The organism is Shewanella indica, from assembly GCF_002836975.1.
In the GTDB taxonomy this organism is placed as follows: Bacteria; Pseudomonadota; Gammaproteobacteria; order Enterobacterales; family Shewanellaceae; genus Shewanella; species Shewanella indica.
In genome coordinates, this window is the sequence record NZ_NIJK01000022.1 from 132,767 (window position 1) to 148,743 (window position 15,977).

Annotated in this window: 17 protein-coding genes and 1 pseudogene; 2 read left to right on the plus strand and 16 right to left on the minus strand. The window is 53.6% G+C overall.

The window, feature by feature from the left end; translation table 11 throughout:
- Positions 1-76 precede the first annotated feature (76 nt).
- Positions 77-1,507, plus strand: a pseudogene (locus CX650_RS05420) (PfaD family polyunsaturated fatty acid/polyketide biosynthesis protein); the annotation flags it as partial.
- 144 nt (positions 1,508-1,651) lie between these two features.
- On the opposite strand, the gene acpS reads toward CX650_RS05420, so the two are convergent.
- The 11 genes from acpS to rpoE form a co-directional block, all read right to left on the minus strand.
- Positions 1,652-2,032, minus strand: a complete 381-nt coding sequence (acpS, locus tag CX650_RS05425; RefSeq protein ID WP_101095215.1) for a holo-ACP synthase — start codon at positions 2,030-2,032, stop codon at positions 1,652-1,654.
- Positions 2,032-2,769: a pyridoxine 5'-phosphate synthase gene (gene pdxJ / locus CX650_RS05430; RefSeq protein ID WP_071477137.1), complete on the minus strand. Its 738-nt coding sequence runs from the start codon at positions 2,767-2,769 to the stop codon at positions 2,032-2,034. Before pdxJ ends, acpS begins: the two co-directional genes overlap by 1 nt.
- Before the next feature lie 112 nt (positions 2,770-2,881).
- Positions 2,882-3,607 carry a DNA repair protein RecO gene (gene recO, locus CX650_RS05435; RefSeq protein ID WP_101095216.1) on the minus strand — a complete coding sequence of 242 codons (726 nt, stop codon included), beginning with the start codon at positions 3,605-3,607 and terminating at the stop codon, positions 2,882-2,884.
- An 8-nt stretch (positions 3,608-3,615) separates the two neighbouring features.
- Positions 3,616-4,605 (minus strand): GTPase Era, encoded by a 990-nt coding sequence (era, locus tag CX650_RS05440; protein WP_039034209.1) that lies wholly within the window; start codon positions 4,603-4,605, stop codon positions 3,616-3,618.
- Positions 4,602-5,285 (minus strand): ribonuclease III, encoded by a 684-nt coding sequence (gene rnc / locus CX650_RS05445; RefSeq protein WP_101095217.1) that lies wholly within the window; start codon positions 5,283-5,285, stop codon positions 4,602-4,604. The genes era and rnc overlap by 4 nt, the downstream gene beginning before the upstream one ends.
- Positions 5,282-6,196, minus strand: a complete 915-nt coding sequence (gene lepB / locus CX650_RS05450) for a signal peptidase I (protein ID WP_101095218.1) — start codon at positions 6,194-6,196, stop codon at positions 5,282-5,284. The genes rnc and lepB overlap by 4 nt, the downstream gene beginning before the upstream one ends.
- A gap of 169 nt (positions 6,197-6,365) precedes the next feature.
- Positions 6,366-8,156, minus strand: coding sequence for a translation elongation factor 4 (gene lepA, locus CX650_RS05455; protein ID WP_100142031.1), 1,791 nt, complete (start codon positions 8,154-8,156; stop codon positions 6,366-6,368).
- Positions 8,157-8,273: 117 nt separating this feature from the next.
- Positions 8,274-8,753, minus strand: coding sequence for a SoxR reducing system RseC family protein (locus tag CX650_RS05460; protein WP_025010554.1), 480 nt, complete (start codon positions 8,751-8,753; stop codon positions 8,274-8,276).
- Positions 8,754-8,763: 10 nt separating this feature from the next.
- Complete coding sequence (locus CX650_RS05465) at positions 8,764-9,696, minus strand: MucB/RseB C-terminal domain-containing protein (protein ID WP_101095219.1); 933 nt, start codon at positions 9,694-9,696, stop codon at positions 8,764-8,766.
- A gap of 9 nt (positions 9,697-9,705) precedes the next feature.
- The gene (locus CX650_RS05470) at positions 9,706-10,326 is read right to left on the minus strand and encodes a sigma-E factor negative regulatory protein (RefSeq protein WP_101095220.1); all 621 of its coding nucleotides are present in this window, start codon (positions 10,324-10,326) and stop codon (positions 9,706-9,708) included.
- Between the two features lie 24 nt (positions 10,327-10,350).
- Complete coding sequence (gene rpoE, locus CX650_RS05475; RefSeq protein ID WP_025010551.1) at positions 10,351-10,929, minus strand: RNA polymerase sigma factor RpoE; 579 nt, start codon at positions 10,927-10,929, stop codon at positions 10,351-10,353.
- A gap of 199 nt (positions 10,930-11,128) precedes the next feature.
- Here rpoE and nadB point away from each other — a divergent pair, with 199 nt between their 5' ends.
- A complete protein-coding gene (gene nadB, locus CX650_RS05480; protein ID WP_101095221.1) occupies positions 11,129-12,739 on the plus strand; it encodes an L-aspartate oxidase in 1,611 nt (536 codons plus the stop codon).
- Positions 12,740-12,755: 16 nt separating this feature from the next.
- Here nadB and CX650_RS05485 read toward each other — a convergent pair whose 3' ends face one another.
- From CX650_RS05485 to nhaA, 5 genes are all read right to left on the minus strand, one after another.
- Positions 12,756-13,178 (minus strand): protein YgfX, encoded by a 423-nt coding sequence (locus CX650_RS05485; RefSeq protein ID WP_101095222.1) that lies wholly within the window; start codon positions 13,176-13,178, stop codon positions 12,756-12,758.
- Entirely contained in the window at positions 13,159-13,398 is a 240-nt protein-coding gene (locus CX650_RS05490) for an FAD assembly factor SdhE (RefSeq protein ID WP_028779782.1), read from the minus strand. The genes CX650_RS05485 and CX650_RS05490 overlap by 20 nt, the downstream gene beginning before the upstream one ends.
- Positions 13,399-13,496: 98 nt before the next feature.
- Positions 13,497-14,405, minus strand: coding sequence for a transcriptional activator NhaR (gene nhaR / locus CX650_RS05495; RefSeq protein ID WP_039034200.1), 909 nt, complete (start codon positions 14,403-14,405; stop codon positions 13,497-13,499).
- 16 nt (positions 14,406-14,421) lie between these two features.
- Positions 14,422-14,805, minus strand: a complete 384-nt coding sequence (locus CX650_RS05500) for a hypothetical protein (RefSeq protein ID WP_039034199.1) — start codon at positions 14,803-14,805, stop codon at positions 14,422-14,424.
- A complete protein-coding gene (gene nhaA / locus CX650_RS05505) occupies positions 14,802-15,977 on the minus strand; it encodes a Na+/H+ antiporter NhaA (protein ID WP_039034198.1) in 1,176 nt (391 codons plus the stop codon). Before nhaA ends, CX650_RS05500 begins: the two co-directional genes overlap by 4 nt.

Sequence of the window (15,977 nt, forward strand, 5' to 3'; positions counted from 1 at the left end):
GTTTGTCGCCAGACAAACCAAGGGTGAAATCCTGTTTGCCAATCAGGCGCAGCTTGCCGAGACGAGTGCTAGCGGCAATACACTGCCGGTTTGCGCCATGGTGCCGCCACTCAGCGCAGCAGCGCTCGGCGATCCGGCCTTTGCCGCCTGCCACAAAGTCAAGTACGCCTATTATGCCGGTGCCATGGCCAACGGTATCGCCTCCGAAGAGCTGGTGATTGCCCTCGGCAAGGCCGGCATTCTCTGCTCATTCGGCGCCGCCGGTCTGGTGCCCGCCCGAGTGGAAGCCGCCATCAGCCGAATTCAGGCGGCACTGCCAAGCGGCCCCTACGCCTTTAACCTGATCCATAGCCCCAGCGAACCGGTACTCGAGCAAGGTGCGGTCGAGCTCTATCTCAAACACCGGGTGCGTACGGTCGAAGCCTCGGCCTTTCTGGCGCTGACCCCTCACATAGTGAGATATCGGGTGGCCGGACTGAGCCGGGACAGTGACGGCAACACCCTAATCGCCAACAAGGTGATAGCCAAGGTGAGCCGCACCGAAGTCGCCGCCCACTTTATGGCGCCGCCGCCGGAGAAAATCCTCCAGCAGCTGCTGAGTCAGGGATGGATCACTGAACTGCAGGCCGAACTTGCCAGGCAGGTGCCCATGGCCGACGACATTACCGCCGAGGCAGACTCCGGCGGCCATACCGACAATCGTCCTCTGGTTACCCTGCTGCCCACCATTATCGCCTTGCGGGATCAAATGCAGGCAAAATACGCCTACCAAGAACCTATCCGGGTTGGAGCGGGTGGCGGCATAGGCACGCCGGATGCGGCTTTGGCGGCATTCAATATGGGCGCCGCCTTTATTGTTACCGGCTCTATCAATCAGGCCTGTATCGAAGCAGGTGCCAGCGAGCACAGCCGTAAGCTATTGGCGACCGTGGAAATGGCCGATGTCACCATGGCGCCGGCCGCGGATATGTTTGAGATGGGCGTCAAGCTGCAAGTGGTAAAACGCGGCACCCTATTCCCCATGCGGGCCAATAAGCTTTACGAAATCTACAGCCGCTACGACTCGATAGAGGCCATTCCGGCCGATGAGCGCCAAAAGCTGGAAACTCAGGTGTTTCGCGCCAATCTGGATGAAATCTGGCAAGGCACGGTTGCCCACTTTATGGCGCGGGACCCCGAACAAATTCGCCGCGCCGAGGGCAATCCAAAGCGCAAGATGGCGCTCATTTTCCGCTGGTATCTGGGGCTATCGAGCCGCTGGTCCAACACAGGGGAAAGTGGTCGGGAGATGGATTACCAGATCTGGGCCGGGCCGGCACTGGGTGCCTTCAACGCCTGGGCCAAGGATAGCTACCTGGATGATTACCGTCAGCGCCGCGCCGTGGACTTGGCACTGCAACTGCTCGTAGGTGCCGCCTATCAAAACCGGGTCAACCAGTTGCGAAGCCAGGGCATAGCCCTGCCATCCAGCCTTGGTCATTATCGGCCGCTGAAATCGCTGGACTGATAAGAAGCGAATCTTGATGCAAAAAGGCCAGAGGCAAGTTAATAACCTACCTCTGGCCTCAGTCACCATCAATCGAGCGAGTATGCCGTTAGAATGAATGGATTGAGCGACTTGTCAAACTGAGCTTACTGTTCCGACTGAAGCTCAGTCGCTCAGAACAACAGTCGCCACCGCATAGTGACGTTCATCGGCAATGGACAATAGTGCCCGCTTGGCGCCCAGTGTTTCCAGGCGTTGGCACGCCCCATCACTGAATTCAAGCTGGGGCGCACCATCGGCATTGTTGCTGATATGAATATGCTGAAACGAGACTCCGCGGCCAATTCCAGTTCCCAGCGCCTTGGCAGCCGCTTCCTTGGCCGCAAAGCGCTTGGCCAGAAATCGCGCCGGTTCGCTTAACGTCTCAAAGCGGGCATATTCGGCCTCGGTCAGCACCCGTTTGGCCAGCCTATCGCCGCCCCGTGCCAACTGAGCTTCAATGCGGGCGATTTCCACTATGTCGGTTCCCAGTCCCAGCACAGCCATTACTCGCCTCTGCGACCTTCCAGCATGAGTTGCTTCATATCTCTGACCGCCTTGTCCAGGCCGTCTATCGCCGCCCTGGCTATGATGGCGTGGCCGATATTCAGCTCATGCAGCTCGGGAATGGCCGCTATTGGCTTCACATTGTGATAGTGCAACCCGTGCCCAGCGTTGACCACCAGGCCCTTGCCATGAGCATAGGCAGCCATTTCCGTGATACGGGCCAACTCCTCGCTCTCCTCTTCAGCGCTGTGGGCGTCGGCGTAGCGGCCGGTATGAATTTCTATCACGGGCGCCCCCACGGCAACGGCAGCATCTATCTGCTCGCGGTTGGCATCGATAAAGAGTGATACCTTAATGCCCTGCTCGGCCAGACGTTTAACCGCCGCGGCGATTTTCGGCTGCTGACCGGCAACGTCCAAACCGCCCTCTGTAGTAAGCTCCTCACGTTTTTCCGGCACCAGACAAACATAGGCAGGCTTAACCTCACAGGCGATATCCAGCATCTCTTCGGTGACCGCCATTTCCAGATTCATCCGGGTCTTGAGCGTCTTGGCCAGCAGATAGACATCGCGATCCACTATGTGGCGTCTGTCTTCACGCAGATGGATAGTGATCCCCTCAGCGCCGGCGTGCTCTGCCACGGCCGCTGCATGCACAGGATCCGGGTAATGGGTGCCACGCACCTGCCGCAAGGTGGCGATATGATCTATGTTCACCCCTAACAAGATTCGATTCATCTGTAACTCCTTGATAATTCATGGAATGCACCGGCCTGTTCGGCGGTATAAAAGCAGTTTCTATTCTCTGCCCATTGTAACGGCAGCATTTGAAAAAAGCGGGCTGAAGAGCTCATTTATCCCCTCGGTTTTGCGGCTGTGGCTCCCTTGGCAAATTTCCCCCCCGGCGGGCAAACAACTGCCTGCTGAGCAGTGGCTTATCGCCGAGCAGAGGCCGGAGCAATTGCCGGGTCAAGGCTTTGGCGGCTTGCCAATCCTCTTGCTGAAGGCGATTTTCTGCCAATGCCAACAGAGTGCTTCCCGGGAATGCCTCTTGCCGCTTGACATCACCAACAAAGGGAATAAATCCCTGTTCGGGAATGAATCTGTAGCAGCCATCAGCTTGGATCTCGGCGCCATCGGCATCCTTCAGTAGCGAGGGCATGCAGCCAAGCTCGGATAAGAGTCTGAGCTCGAAATAGCGCAGTGTTGTCTGCTCAAAGCCCTTGGCCAGCGCCAGCAGGCTCTGATGATAACTGAAAAACAGCGCTTCGCCACTCTGGTGGTTACCCAGTACCCGCACCAAGAGTTCATTGAGGTACATGGCCGCATATAAAGCGTCCCCGGACAGGGGTACTGCCGGGGACGCACTTTCAATTTGAGTCAGGGTTCTGAGGTCGCTGCGGCCAGTAAGTTGGAACAGCAGCGGCTGAAACGGCTGCACTATGCTCTTTATCGAGCGCTTGCCACTGCCGACTCTGGCAACGGCGTCGACCCGACCAAAGCCATCCACCAACAGGTTCAACAACATGCTGGATTCCCGATAGGGCCGGGCGTGCAGCACATAGCCTCGCAGCATAGTCGGCCTCAGTCTTCGCCGTAACCCAGACTGCGAAGGGCGCGTTCATCATCGGCCCAGCCCGACTTCACCTTGACCCAGACTTCCAGGAACACTTTGTTATCAAATAACTGCTCCATGTCCTTGCGGGCCTCGGTGGCGATAGTACGAATTCGCTCGCCCTTCTTGCCGATCACCATGCGTTTCTGACCGTCACGTTCAACCAGAATAAGCGCATTGATCTGATAGACGCCATTCTCCATCATCTTGAACTGCTCGATTTCCACCGTGGCATCATAAGGCAGCTCATCACCGAGAAAACGCATCAGTTTTTCACGGACGATTTCAGAAGCCATAAAGCGTTGTGAACGGTCGGTAATATAGTCTTCCGGGAAATAGTGCACGCTCTCGGGCAGTGATTCTTTCGCCAGCGACATCAAGCGACCAACGTTGGTACCCGACTTGGCTGAGATGGGCACAATTTCATCGAAGGCATATTTCTGCCCCAGGGCTTCCAGGTGCGGAAACAGTGTCTCTTTATCCTTGATATAGTCGACCTTGTTCACCGCCAGCACTGTCTTGCGCTCATTGCCGCCATGACGCAGCTTATTGAGCACCATTTCGTCATCGGCGGTCCAGTTGAGACCATCGACCACAAAGATCACCATGCAAACATCGGCCAGCGAGCTGGCGGCGGCGCGGTTCATCAAACGGTTGATGGCGCGCTTTTCCTCTATGTGCAATCCAGGGGTGTCGATAAAGACTATCTGCGATGGGCCTTCGGTGTGGATCCCCATGATCCTGTGGCGGGTGGTTTGCGGCTTACGGGAGGTGATACTCACCTTTTGGCCGAGCAAACGGTTGAGCAAGGTGGACTTGCCGACATTGGGGCGACCGACTATGGCCACCATACCGCAGTAAGTGACATCATAGGCGGGTGTCGGTGACGGCTGGTTCATCTTGGCCAGCAGTTCATCCAGGCTCGGCTCCTGGGCCGGTACCTCTGGGGTCTTACTCATTTTTTCAGTAACTCCAATATCCCAGCAGCGGCTTGCTGCTCGGCTTTTCTGCGTGAACTGCCGGTACCGGATACGGCTTGCTCCAGCTCTTCGATACGGCATTCTACGGTAAAGGTCTGATCGTGCGCCTCGCCGGAAACCGCCACCACTTTATACTCAGGCAGGGGTTTCTTATAACCCTGCAGGTATTCCTGCAACTGGGTCTTGGCATCTTTCTGGCTGACCCCGGGTTGAATCGCCTTCAGTCGCTGCTGGTACCAGCCCAAGAGCAGTGGCCGACAGGTTTCCAGATCTGAGTCCAGGTAGATGGCGCCTATGATGGCCTCCACCGCATCGGCGAGAATGGATTCGCGGCGAAAACCGCCGCTCTTGAGTTCGCCCGGACCCAGGGTCAGATAGTCACCCAGCTTAAACTCCTTGGCGATTTGCGCCAAGGTATCACCGCGTACCAAGGTGGCACGCATCCGGCTGAGATCGCCTTCGGTCGCCCTGGGGAACTGATGATACAAGGCATCGGAAATCACTATCGACAGGATAGAGTCTCCGAGAAACTCCAACCGCTCGTTATGCTTATTAGCCGCACTTCTGTGAGTCATGGCCTGCTCCAGCAGTGCCATGTTATTGAATTCATACCCCAGAGTACGACACAGACGGGCAAAATTCTTCACAGGTTCTCTCACTTCAAACCACCTACACGTTCAAAACGCACACCGCTTGGCACCCAGGTAGGTAACCAATCCTGAGGCTGGCGCTCAAACTCAAAACTTATCCAAATTGCCACGGCTTTACCCACCAGATTCGCTTCGGGTACAAAGCCCCAGAAACGGCTATCGGTACTGTTGTCACGGTTATCGCCCATGGCGAAGTAATGGCCTTCTGGTACGACAAACTCCCCTTGGCCAAAGCCTGGCTCACGGTAATAGAAGGCCGATGGCTCAGGGCGGGCCGGGTTAATCAGAATATCGTGAGTCACCTCACCCAGTTGCTCGCGAAAACGCAGCAGATCCACGCCATCATCCTGGAACTCGCCTTTATTGACCGGTGCTCTCAATACCAGTTTAGGACCTGGACAAGGTTGTTGCTCTTTACAGGCCTCCTGAATATAGAGTTCCTTGTTGCGATAGATGATCTTATCGCCTGGTAAACCGATAACCCGCTTGATGTAATCGACCCGCTCATCTTTAGGGTATTTAAATACTATGATGTCGCCGCGCTCCGGCTCGCCGGTTTCCACCAGCTTGCTGCGCCATACAGGATCTTTCAGGCCATAGCTGAATTTTTCCACCAGAATGAAGTCACCCACCAGCAGTGTTGGCATCATGGAGCCGGAAGGGATCTGAAACGGCTCATACAAAAAAGATCTCAGGATTAGCACAAAGGCTATCACAGGGAAAATGGACTTGGAGGTTTCCACATAACCTGGCTCCTGGATGATTTTTTCAGTGACTTCATCGGTCAGGGTGCCATTTTGCGCTTGGGCCAGTGCCAGTTTAGCCTGACGCTTGGGGGCCAGCACAAAGGAATCGAGCGCCCAGATAAGGCCGCTGACCAAGGTCACCAGCACCAGAATAATGGAAAAATAGGCTGCCATTGGTTATTTAACTCCTGCCTTGTATTAAATTGGAATAAGTCTTGTCAGCTTTAGTTAGTTTACCCATATTTGCCGTTCCAGGGACAGGTCTCCCCTTAAACTAACTAAAGCGCCGCAAAATGCGGCGCAAATGAGATGTAGCTATCCAGGGCGCCGCGGCGCCACAGGATCACTCGTTCAGTTTCAATACCGCCAGGAAGGCTTCCTGTGGAACTTCCACGTTACCGAGCTGCTTCATCCGTTTCTTACCTTCTTTCTGCTTCTGCAGCAGTTTCTTCTTCCGGGAAACGTCACCACCGTAACATTTGGCGGTTACGTCTTTACGCAGTGCTTTCACGGTCGAACGGGCCACAATCTGACTGCCCACTGCGGCTTGGATTGCAATATCAAACATCTGCCGCGGGATCAGCTCTTTCATCTTCTCCACCAGGGCAATACCACGGTGGCGTATGTTGCCCCTGTGGATGATCATCGCCAGTGCATCGACTCTGTCGCCGTTGATCAACACATCCAAACGCACCATGTCGGCTGCCTGGAAGTAGACAAAGTTATACTCGAGCGAAGCATAGCCACGACTGGTGGACTTAAGCCTGTCGAAGAAGTCCATCACGACTTCAGCCGCCGGAATATGATAGGTCAGTGCTACCTGGTTGCCGTGGTAAACCATATTCTTCTGTACACCGCGTTTTTCAACACACAGAGTGATCACATTGCCCAGGTAATCCTTGGGCACCAGAATATTGGCTTCAACGATAGGTTCACGCATCTCTTCGATATAGTTGAGTGCCGGCAACTCCGATGGGTTATCCACATAAACAACATCGCCATTGGTCAGCTCAACTTCATACTCTACAGTCGGTGCCGTGGTGATCAGATCCAGGTTATATTCCCGCTCCAATCGCTCCTGGATGATCTCCATATGCAGAAGTCCCAGATAACCAATACGGAAACCAAATCCCAGAGCAGTGGAGTTTTCCGGCTCAAACTGCAGTGAAGCATCGTTCAAGCTCAGTTTATTCAACGCATCACGGAAGTTTTCATAGTCGTCGGTAGAGATGGGGAACACACCAGCGTATACCTGAGGCTTCACTTTCTTGAAGCCCGGCAGCGGTTTTTCCGCGCCGTGTTTGGCATGGGTCAGGGTATCCCCCACGGGGGCCCCGTGGATCTCTTTGATACCGGCAATAACAAAGCCTACTTCACCGGTTCTCAGTTCAGTTTTTTCTTTCTGCTTGGGAGTGAAGATCCCCACCTTGTCGGCGTTGTAAGTCTGGCCTGTGCTCATGACCTTGAACTTATCGCCCTTCTTGAGCACGCCATTCTTGATCCGTACCAGGGACACAACCCCTTGGTAGCTGTCGAACCAAGAGTCAACAATCAGTGCCTGCAGCGGCCCTTCCGGGTCACCTTCCGGTGGTGGGATTTGTGCCACTATGGTTTCCAGCACTTCGTCTATGCCGATACCTGTCTTGGCAGAGCAGCGCACTGCATCTTTGGCTTCAATGCCAACTATATCTTCAATCTCGGCCGCCACCCGCTCGGGTTCAGCCTGTGGCAGGTCAATCTTGTTGAGTACAGGAACAACGTCCAGATCCATTTCCAGCGCGGTATAACAATTCGCCAGTGTCTGGGCCTCAACCCCTTGACCGGCATCAACCACCAGCAAGGCTCCTTCACAAGCCGCCAGCGAGCGGGAAACTTCATAGGAGAAGTCAACGTGCCCTGGGGTATCGATGAAGTTCAGCTGATAAGTTTCACCGTCTTTTGCCTTATAGTCGAGTGTAACGCTCTGGGCCTTGATGGTGATACCGCGTTCGCGCTCCAGATCCATTGAATCCAGCACCTGAGCAGCCATTTCACGGTCGGTTAAGCCGCCACAAACCTGGATCAGGCGATCTGAGAGGGTAGATTTGCCATGGTCGATATGGGCAATAATCGAAAAGTTTCTAATATGTTTCATTATGCTGCAATGACTAAATTCTAATGGGAGACTGTGCTCAAAGGTGCGAAATTGTACCCGATTGCTGGGCCAATACCAATTAGATTCACACTTTGAGCCTTTGTGGGAAGGACAGGATTAGTGGCAGTGAGTTTCTGAAGCGCTCTCCATGGCTTGGCCAAGATTGGCGAGAATGACGGGTTGAGCCCGGTTTTCAATCCTGCGTGCCTGAGACTTGCCCAGTTGCCAAGCCAGCAAGGCAAAGGCGATCGCCATGGATATGGCACCGCCATCTGTACTGAACCCGGCGAGCGAGGCAACAAAGCGCCCCAATAACCCGCCCATAAACAACCCGGCCAAAGGCAGCATGTAAACCAGCAGAGCCGCCTTGAGCACTACGCTTTCCGGCAAGCCCAAACGCAGCAAAGTGCCTTCGGGATAAGTTTCAGTGCTGGGCAGGGAAAACTCCTGCAACCGACTGCCAAACGCCTTGGCAACTGCCGAAGTGCCGCAGGATTCGCTGCTGGAACAGTGATTGCAGGCACTCTTCAACTCCACCTGCACCTTGACCCAACCGTCACTGTCTGTGCCTATAACCTTAGCCACCTGCTCCATCATAACCCTGTCCTCACTCCAGTCTTAAACCCGAAGCGATACGGATAAGCGTTTGTGTCGGCACCTTACCGACTGCAACCACTTCCAGATTACCGACTCGGTCAGCCGCCATGGAAAGGCCATTACGGGTCATCAGTTCTTCCGGCATGGGCGCATCACCGGCGCGGGCAACGTAGACGGAGATATTGCTGAGGCCATCGGTGAGGGCAATGTATTCCACCGGCTCATGACTGCCTATCAGGCGATGATGATCGCGAACCACCACCTGAAAACCGGGCGGCAGCCAATCAAATTGCCAGTTCTGGCCATCTTCCCGCTCTGATGGATTCATCACCGCCGGCCATTCCTGCTTGTAGGCCTCCACCAGCAGAGGCGCGGTCTCTTGCAGTTCTATCAATTCGATGACTAACAACTGCTCCAGCAACTGCTTGTCCTGATTCAGCATGTCATAGCGCAGCGGCAGGAAGGTTTCCATATCCATCCACACCTGAAAACCATAGCGGTATTCATCATTGGGCAAAATACGGATCATCTGTCCTGGACGGCCGGCGATACGGCTACGCCCCCCCAACACCAATTGATATCCGGCCTCGATATTGCCGCTGTCACCGAAGAAGGCCGCAGGCATCACTCCTTGAATACGCTTGGCATTAATACTATAGGCGGGCTGTTCGTGTTCGATAAAGGTCACTATATTACCGACACGAACCGCATTTTTCGGCGGCCCATTGAGGTGTTCGAGAAAGGCCACTTCCTCACCGTTGACTTTACCGTGCAGGTATACCAAAGGCCGAATATTATCGGCCTGAAGTTGGATGAGCGAAATCTTGTATTCTTTTTCGCGCAAAGCCTGACTCATTTTTTCAAGCCAGGCTTTGGCGGACATATCATCCTGCGCGAAGGCAGGCACTGCGAAGGCCAGAAGGGCCAAGAGGAAAAGGCGCAAGAGATTTCCTTAACGATTCATAGGAACAGGAACGACCTCACTATTGTTATCCATAACCACACCGGCATTCAATCTCTGTTGCAACATATGATCCTGAATATAGCTGTTAATCCTGCGACGTTGCTCAATCAACTGCTCATTGGTATACCCCTGTGGCTGCTGAACCGGTCCGGTTTGCAGGCTAACAGGTGAAGCACTGCCCACCAATGGACGGGTAATAAGCACTGGGGATGCAGGATCCTGGCTTTCAGGTGTCTGGTTGTAGTTCTGAACACCAACAATGGCAACCATGGCAACAGTGGCCGCAATCGCATACTGGCCAAACTGTTTGAACATGGGAATCACTCTACCGCCGGAAGCAAGCTGACGTTGGGGCTCAACGTCCTCAAGTACCTGAGTTGAGGTGACAGGCGCAACAATCGCCGGCTCCTTGTCGATAGCGGCCGCAATACTGGCGGACAGATCCAAGGGGATAGCAGAAGGCAACTCGCCACGCATGGCATCACCGATAAGATGATAGTTACGCCACTTGTCGTGAGAAGCAGTGTCACCAGCCAGTTCTGCCAGCGTCTGAGCGTCGGTTTCGCCGTCCACTGCCGCAGAAACCCACTCCTGACCTAATTTATCCATTACTCACCTGTCTCTATTAAAGGGTCATCTTTCCAGCAAAGGCTGGAGCTTCTTATCGATGGCTTCCCGGGCGCGAAAGATACGGGATCTCACAGTACCTACAGGGCAATCCATCACATTGGCAATATCCTCGTAGCTCATACCATCAAGCTCACGCAAGGAGATAGCCATCTTTAACTCTTCCGGCAGCGATTCGAGAGTGTCGAAAACAGTCTTCTTTATCTCGTCTGAAAGCATCAACCGCTCAGGAGAGGCGAATTCTTTCAGGGCATCACTGCCATCGTAAAATTCGGCTTCATCGGCATCAACATCGTTCGCAGGTGTTCTGCGCCCCTGTGACACCAGATGATTCTTGGCCGTATTTACTGCTATTCGGTACAACCAGGTATAAAAGGCACTCTCACCGCGGAAATTAGGTAACGCCCGATAAGCCTTGATAAAAGCTTCTTGCGCCACGTCTGCTACATCAGCCTGATTCCGTACATAACGGGATATCAGATTGATGACCTTACTCTGGTACTTTTGTACCAGCAGGTTAAAAGCGTTTTTATCGCCACGTTGTACGCGCTCAACCAGTTGTTGATCACTTGTTTGTCCACTCATCCGAGCCGACTTCTCCCAAATCTTATAATGCTGATTTCTCAGTCGCTCGAATCATATTCACTTATGTAGACTAGCGTGCTTCGAAAAAGTTCTGATGTTTTGCAAAAAATGTACTGCGAATAACCTGAGCTGAGTTGTATCCATCCCTTGCGAGTTGGTTTACCATAACCGAACCCCCAGTCACATCTCATGATACCCGATGAAACAAGTAGTTGAACACCAATCTGACGTCCTGGTCATAGGCAGTGGTGCAGCGGGCTTGACTCTCGCCCTTCACCTGGCTGAAAAAACCAAAGTCATTTTACTCTCCAAAGGTCCTCTCAACGAAGGCTCGACCTATTATGCCCAAGGGGGCATAGCCTCGGTTTTCGACGAGGAGGATACCATAGAATCCCACGTGGCCGACACCTTGGTCGCCGGCGCCGGACTCTGTGATGAAGCCGTGGTAACCTATACGGCCGAGAATGCCCGCGCCGCCATGCAATGGCTGATTGAATGCGGTGTTGCCTTTGATAAGGAAGAAAACCCCGATGGCAGCATCAATGACAGCGCCTACCATCTGACCCGTGAAGGCGGCCACAGCCACAGACGTATTCTGCACGCCGCCGATGCCACCGGCAAAGAGGTACAGACCACACTGCAGGAGATGGCCCAGGCCCACCCCAATATTCTGGTGCTTGAGCGTTACAACGCCATAGATTTGATCACCACCCGTAAACTGGGCCGTCCGGGCAACCGGGTATTGGGCGCCTATGTCTGGAACCGTAACCTTGAGCAGGTGGAAACCATCAAGGCTAAGTTTGTCGCGCTGGCGACCGGCGGCAGTTCCAAGGTTTACCAGTACACCTCCAACCCGGATATCGCCAGTGGTGATGGTATTGCCATGGCCTGGCGTGCCGGTTGCCGGGTAGCCAACATGGAATTCAATCAGTTCCATCCGACCTGTCTATACCATTCAGATGCCCGTAATTTCCTGCTGACCGAAGCCCTGCGCGGTGAAGGCGCCTATCTGCGCCGTCCCGATGGCAGTCGCTTTATGCCTGACTTCGATGAACGCGCCGAACTGGCGCCCAGAGACATTGTAGCCAGGGCCATAGACTATGAAATGAAACGCCTCGGCGCCGATTGCGTCTATCTGGACATCAGCCACAAGGATCCGGAATTTGTCATCAAGCATTTCCCCACCATTTACCAGCGCTGCCTGGACTTAGGGATAAATATCACCAAGGAACCTATCCCTGTGGTGCCTGCCGCTCACTATACCTGCGGCGGGGTAATGACAGATTTTCATGGCCAGACAGATCTCAATGGTCTCTATGCCATAGGTGAAGTGGCTTATACCGGACTGCACGGCGCAAACCGCCTGGCGAGTAACTCCTTGCTGGAGTGTCTGGTATTCGCTCGCGCCGCTTCGACCGATATTCAAAGCCAACTAGGTAAAATAGCCATGCCCGGTAATATCCCGGCCTGGGATGAAAGCCAGGTGTGTAACTCGGATGAGGAAGTGGTTATTGCTCACAACTGGCACGAGCTGAGACTCTTTATGTGGGATTATGTCGGCATTGTGCGCTCAGACAAGCGTTTGGAGCGGGCCCTGCGCCGCTGCGCCATGCTACAACAGGAGATCCAGGAGTATTACAGCAACTTCCACGTCACAAACAACCTGCTGGAATTACGCAACCTAGTGCAGGTGGCCGAGTTGATCATCCGCTGCGCCATGGCCCGTAAGGAAAGCCGCGGCCTGCACTGTAATATCGATCATCCGCAGAAACTGGATAATCCGCAGCCTACCATTCTGCAGCCGGAGTAACTTGGCTGGAATCAGTTTAGTTAGCGGACTTTGAGCGCTGCAACAATAGACGACACAGATGACGATAGTCTGTGTCGTCAAACATATCGGCAAACAGCCAGCAACGCCCGCAGTTATCCTCCCCCTGATAAGTAAAAGTCACCACAAAGGGGCTGACCCAAGGTTTGCCACTGAGCTTAAAACTCGAACCGGGTACGAACTGTCCTTCACCCAAATCATTGAGCCAGAAACAGAGTTGCCAGCGGCGCAAACGCAACAGCGCAAGGCCAAAGCCTGCCAGCATTAGCAGTAAACATAGGTATTTGAACGATAAATAAAAAGGATAATCCAGCGCCGGCCAGACAAAAAAGCTGCTCAGGCAAACAGCAGCCAGCACAGTTAGACTCAGATACTGGCTGAAGGAAGAACTGAGCTGAAATCTATGGCGCTGCCCGGCCACGAACGCGCACTACCATCTGTGCCAGTTGCGGATCCGGACATTGCTCATGCCCCATAAACCAGGCAAACAGTTCCGGGTCTTCACACTCAAGCAGACGAACAAACAAGGCCTTATCCTCAGGACTCAGAGTCTCGTAATGCTGTTCCACAAAGGGTTGAAACAGTACATCAAGCTCCAGCATACCACGGCGACATGCCCACTTTACCCTGGGGGTACTCATCAAGTCAGACACCTATCATGCTCCAATCAAGAATTTTGTCGCAAGTTTACATTCTGGCGTCAGCGCTGTCGAATATCCGCCTTAATCATCCACTCGTATCAGAACTGCTGCACCTGAAGATCACGACCGGCGAATAGCTCACCAAAATCGGTTTCCAGCAAACGCTGCACCGCCGGATGCTGGATCATTCGCTCGGCAAACATCACATGATATTCCTCTTTGATCTCCATGGTTTCACCGAGCAGACGTATGTTGTGCTCGAGAATATCCTGCTGATAGATGGAGGGGGCGACAAATATCCCCTTACGGAAGTAGCCAAAGGCCTTCATCATAGCCGCATCATCAAACTCGCCGAGAATCGTGACATTAAGGCGTTTCTCATCAAACCAGCGATAGAGCTGCTGGCCCAGGGAAGTGCGCCGACTCGGGATCAGCAGGGGCCCCTCTTCCAAACATTCAGGAAAGCCACTTTTGAACTCCTGCGCCGAGAAGAAGGCAATACCGCACTCACCCAGTTTCTTGGAAAGAATTTCCGGATATTTGAGAGACTCACCGGCACAGTCCGACAGTATCATATCCAGCTTGTGTTCTCTGAGCCTGGCCATCAAACTCTCGTGAGTCGATTCATAACAGGCAAGATGCATGGAGCTATTGGCTGGGATAACCGACATCAAAACTCGACTAGCCAACGCCTTGGAGAGAGCATCGGCAATGCCCACCTCGAACAGAATGGACTCATCCTTGCGATAGTTGAGCACATCGAGCATCTCATAGGAGAGGCTGAACATTTTATCAGCGTAGCGAAACACCAACTCGCCCAATTCAGTGGGGGCCAGATTACGCCCCACCCGCTTGAACAGACTCCCCTTAAGCCTTTCTTCCAGAGTGCGTATCTGGCCGGTAATGGTTTGTGGGGTTAAACAGAGTGTCTCGGCAGCCTTGGTCACTGAGCCTTGCTTATGCACCATCCAAAAGTAATACAGGTGGTTATAGTTCAAATGAGACATAGGCTGCCCCGACTCCTTACTTCAAACGCTGACAGTCCAGCAAATTATTCACGGCAAGCTGCAGTGTCTCTATATCCTTGACCTCGCCGCTTTCAAAAGCTTCGCTGATCCCCTGTACCAGTTGCTCCCTATCCGGGATCCTCTCCAGGCAATACTTGCGATTGGCTTCCTGAAAACGCTTACCACCCCGATATTTAAGCGCGCGGGCTTCATAACCGTTGCTGTCCAGGCGGGCACCTACCGCCTGAGGCTTATACATAAGCGCACCATCAACAACACCCTCAAGGTAACTCTGACACAGGACAGCTTCCTTGTCTGCAACACAGGCTTCTATCTGTGACGCCTGAACCAAAGGGGCTAAGCCCGCCAGAATGAGTCCTGCCATTATGCTTGTTTTCATTCCTTTTCTCCTTTTTCAGGTAACACTTTTGACAGCCAGAAATAGCCCACGACTGCCGCCAACATAGATCCGATCAGGATCCCCAACCTGGCCAAATCGCTATAGACAACGCCACCATGTTCAAATGCCAGCGAGGCAATAAACATCGACATGGTAAATCCTATACCGCACATCACAGCCACAGGCATGATATGGCGCCAGGCAATGCCCTCAGGCAACTCTGCCAGACGCAACTTAACTGCAATAAAACTGAACAACACCACACCAATCGGCTTACCGAGCAACAGACCCAAAGCGATCCCCAGAGGTACAGGCGATACCAGGCTCTCCAGCGACATACCGCCCAAGGCTACCCCGGCGTTGGCAAAAGCAAATACCGGCAGGATCAGGAAAGTGCTCCAAGGGTGCAGCGTATGCTCCAAATGCTCGGACGGTGAACCACCTTGCTTGTCGCGCAGCGGAATACAGAAGGCGATGATCACCCCGGCCAAAGTGGCATGAACCCCGGACTTGAGTACGGCAACCCAAAGAATGGCCCCAAGCACGCCATAAGCGCCAAGCGCAGTTACACCGCGGCGGTTCAGAATAATCAAACCTATAACCGCAGCAGCAGCAATCACAAGGCTTATCATCGACAGATCACTGCTATAGAACAGCGCAATAATAACGATTACACCCAGGTCATCTATGATTGCCAGCGCCAATAAAAACACCTTGAGCGCAACAGGAACCCGGTTGCCTAAAAGTGCCATTATCCCCAGCGCAAAGGCGATATCGGTCGCGGCCGGAATAGCCCAGCCCCCCTGGGTCACAGGGTCATTGGCATTAAACAGCAGATAGACTGCGGCCGGAACAAGCATGCCGCCTATAGCAGCAAAAGTGGGTAGAGATGCCTTGGAAACGCTGGACAGCGCTCCCTCAAGCAATTCACGCTTAACTTCAAGACCGATCAACAGAAAGAACAGCGCCATCAAACCATCGTTGATCCACAACAGTAAGGGCTTGTTGATATCCAGCGCCCCGAGACGCAACTGCATCGGGGTATCCAAAAAACCTTGATAAACGCCGGCTAGTGGTGAATTAGCCAAGACCATTGCCAAGGCTACAGCAATCAATAACAAGATGCCGCCGGCAGATTCCTGACTCAGGAAATTCCGAAGTGCCTTTTCCAT

Bases quoted from the DNA above. Each gene is read 5' to 3' on its own strand.
- CX650_RS05460 (WP_025010554.1), bottom strand. From the start codon at position 8,753: ATGATGGAGCAGGTGGCTAAGGTTATAGGCACAGACAGTGACGGTTGG.
- CX650_RS05470 (WP_101095220.1), bottom strand. From the start codon at position 10,326: ATGGATAAATTAGGTCAGGAGTGGGTTTCTGCGGCAGTGGACGGCGAA.
- acpS (WP_101095215.1), bottom strand. From the start codon at position 2,032: ATGGCTGTGCTGGGACTGGGAACCGACATAGTGGAAATCGCCCGCATT.
- nhaR (WP_039034200.1), bottom strand. From the start codon at position 14,405: ATGTCTCATTTGAACTATAACCACCTGTATTACTTTTGGATGGTGCAT.
- era (WP_039034209.1), bottom strand. From the start codon at position 4,605: ATGAGTAAGACCCCAGAGGTACCGGCCCAGGAGCCGAGCCTGGATGAA.
- recO (WP_101095216.1), bottom strand. From the start codon at position 3,607: ATGCTGCGAGGCTATGTGCTGCACGCCCGGCCCTATCGGGAATCCAGC.
- CX650_RS05490 (WP_028779782.1), bottom strand. From the start codon at position 13,398: ATGAGTACCCCCAGGGTAAAGTGGGCATGTCGCCGTGGTATGCTGGAG.
- lepB (WP_101095218.1), bottom strand. From the start codon at position 6,196: ATGGCAGCCTATTTTTCCATTATTCTGGTGCTGGTGACCTTGGTCAGC.
- nadB (WP_101095221.1), top strand. From the start codon at position 11,129: ATGAAACAAGTAGTTGAACACCAATCTGACGTCCTGGTCATAGGCAGT.
- lepA (WP_100142031.1), bottom strand. From the start codon at position 8,156: ATGAAACATATTAGAAACTTTTCGATTATTGCCCATATCGACCATGGC.
- pdxJ (WP_071477137.1), bottom strand. From the start codon at position 2,769: ATGAATCGAATCTTGTTAGGGGTGAACATAGATCATATCGCCACCTTG.
- nhaA (WP_039034198.1), bottom strand. From the start codon at position 15,977: ATGGAAAAGGCACTTCGGAATTTCCTGAGTCAGGAATCTGCCGGCGGC.
- CX650_RS05500 (WP_039034199.1), bottom strand. From the start codon at position 14,805: ATGAAAACAAGCATAATGGCAGGACTCATTCTGGCGGGCTTAGCCCCT.
- rpoE (WP_025010551.1), bottom strand. From the start codon at position 10,929: ATGAGTGGACAAACAAGTGATCAACAACTGGTTGAGCGCGTACAACGT.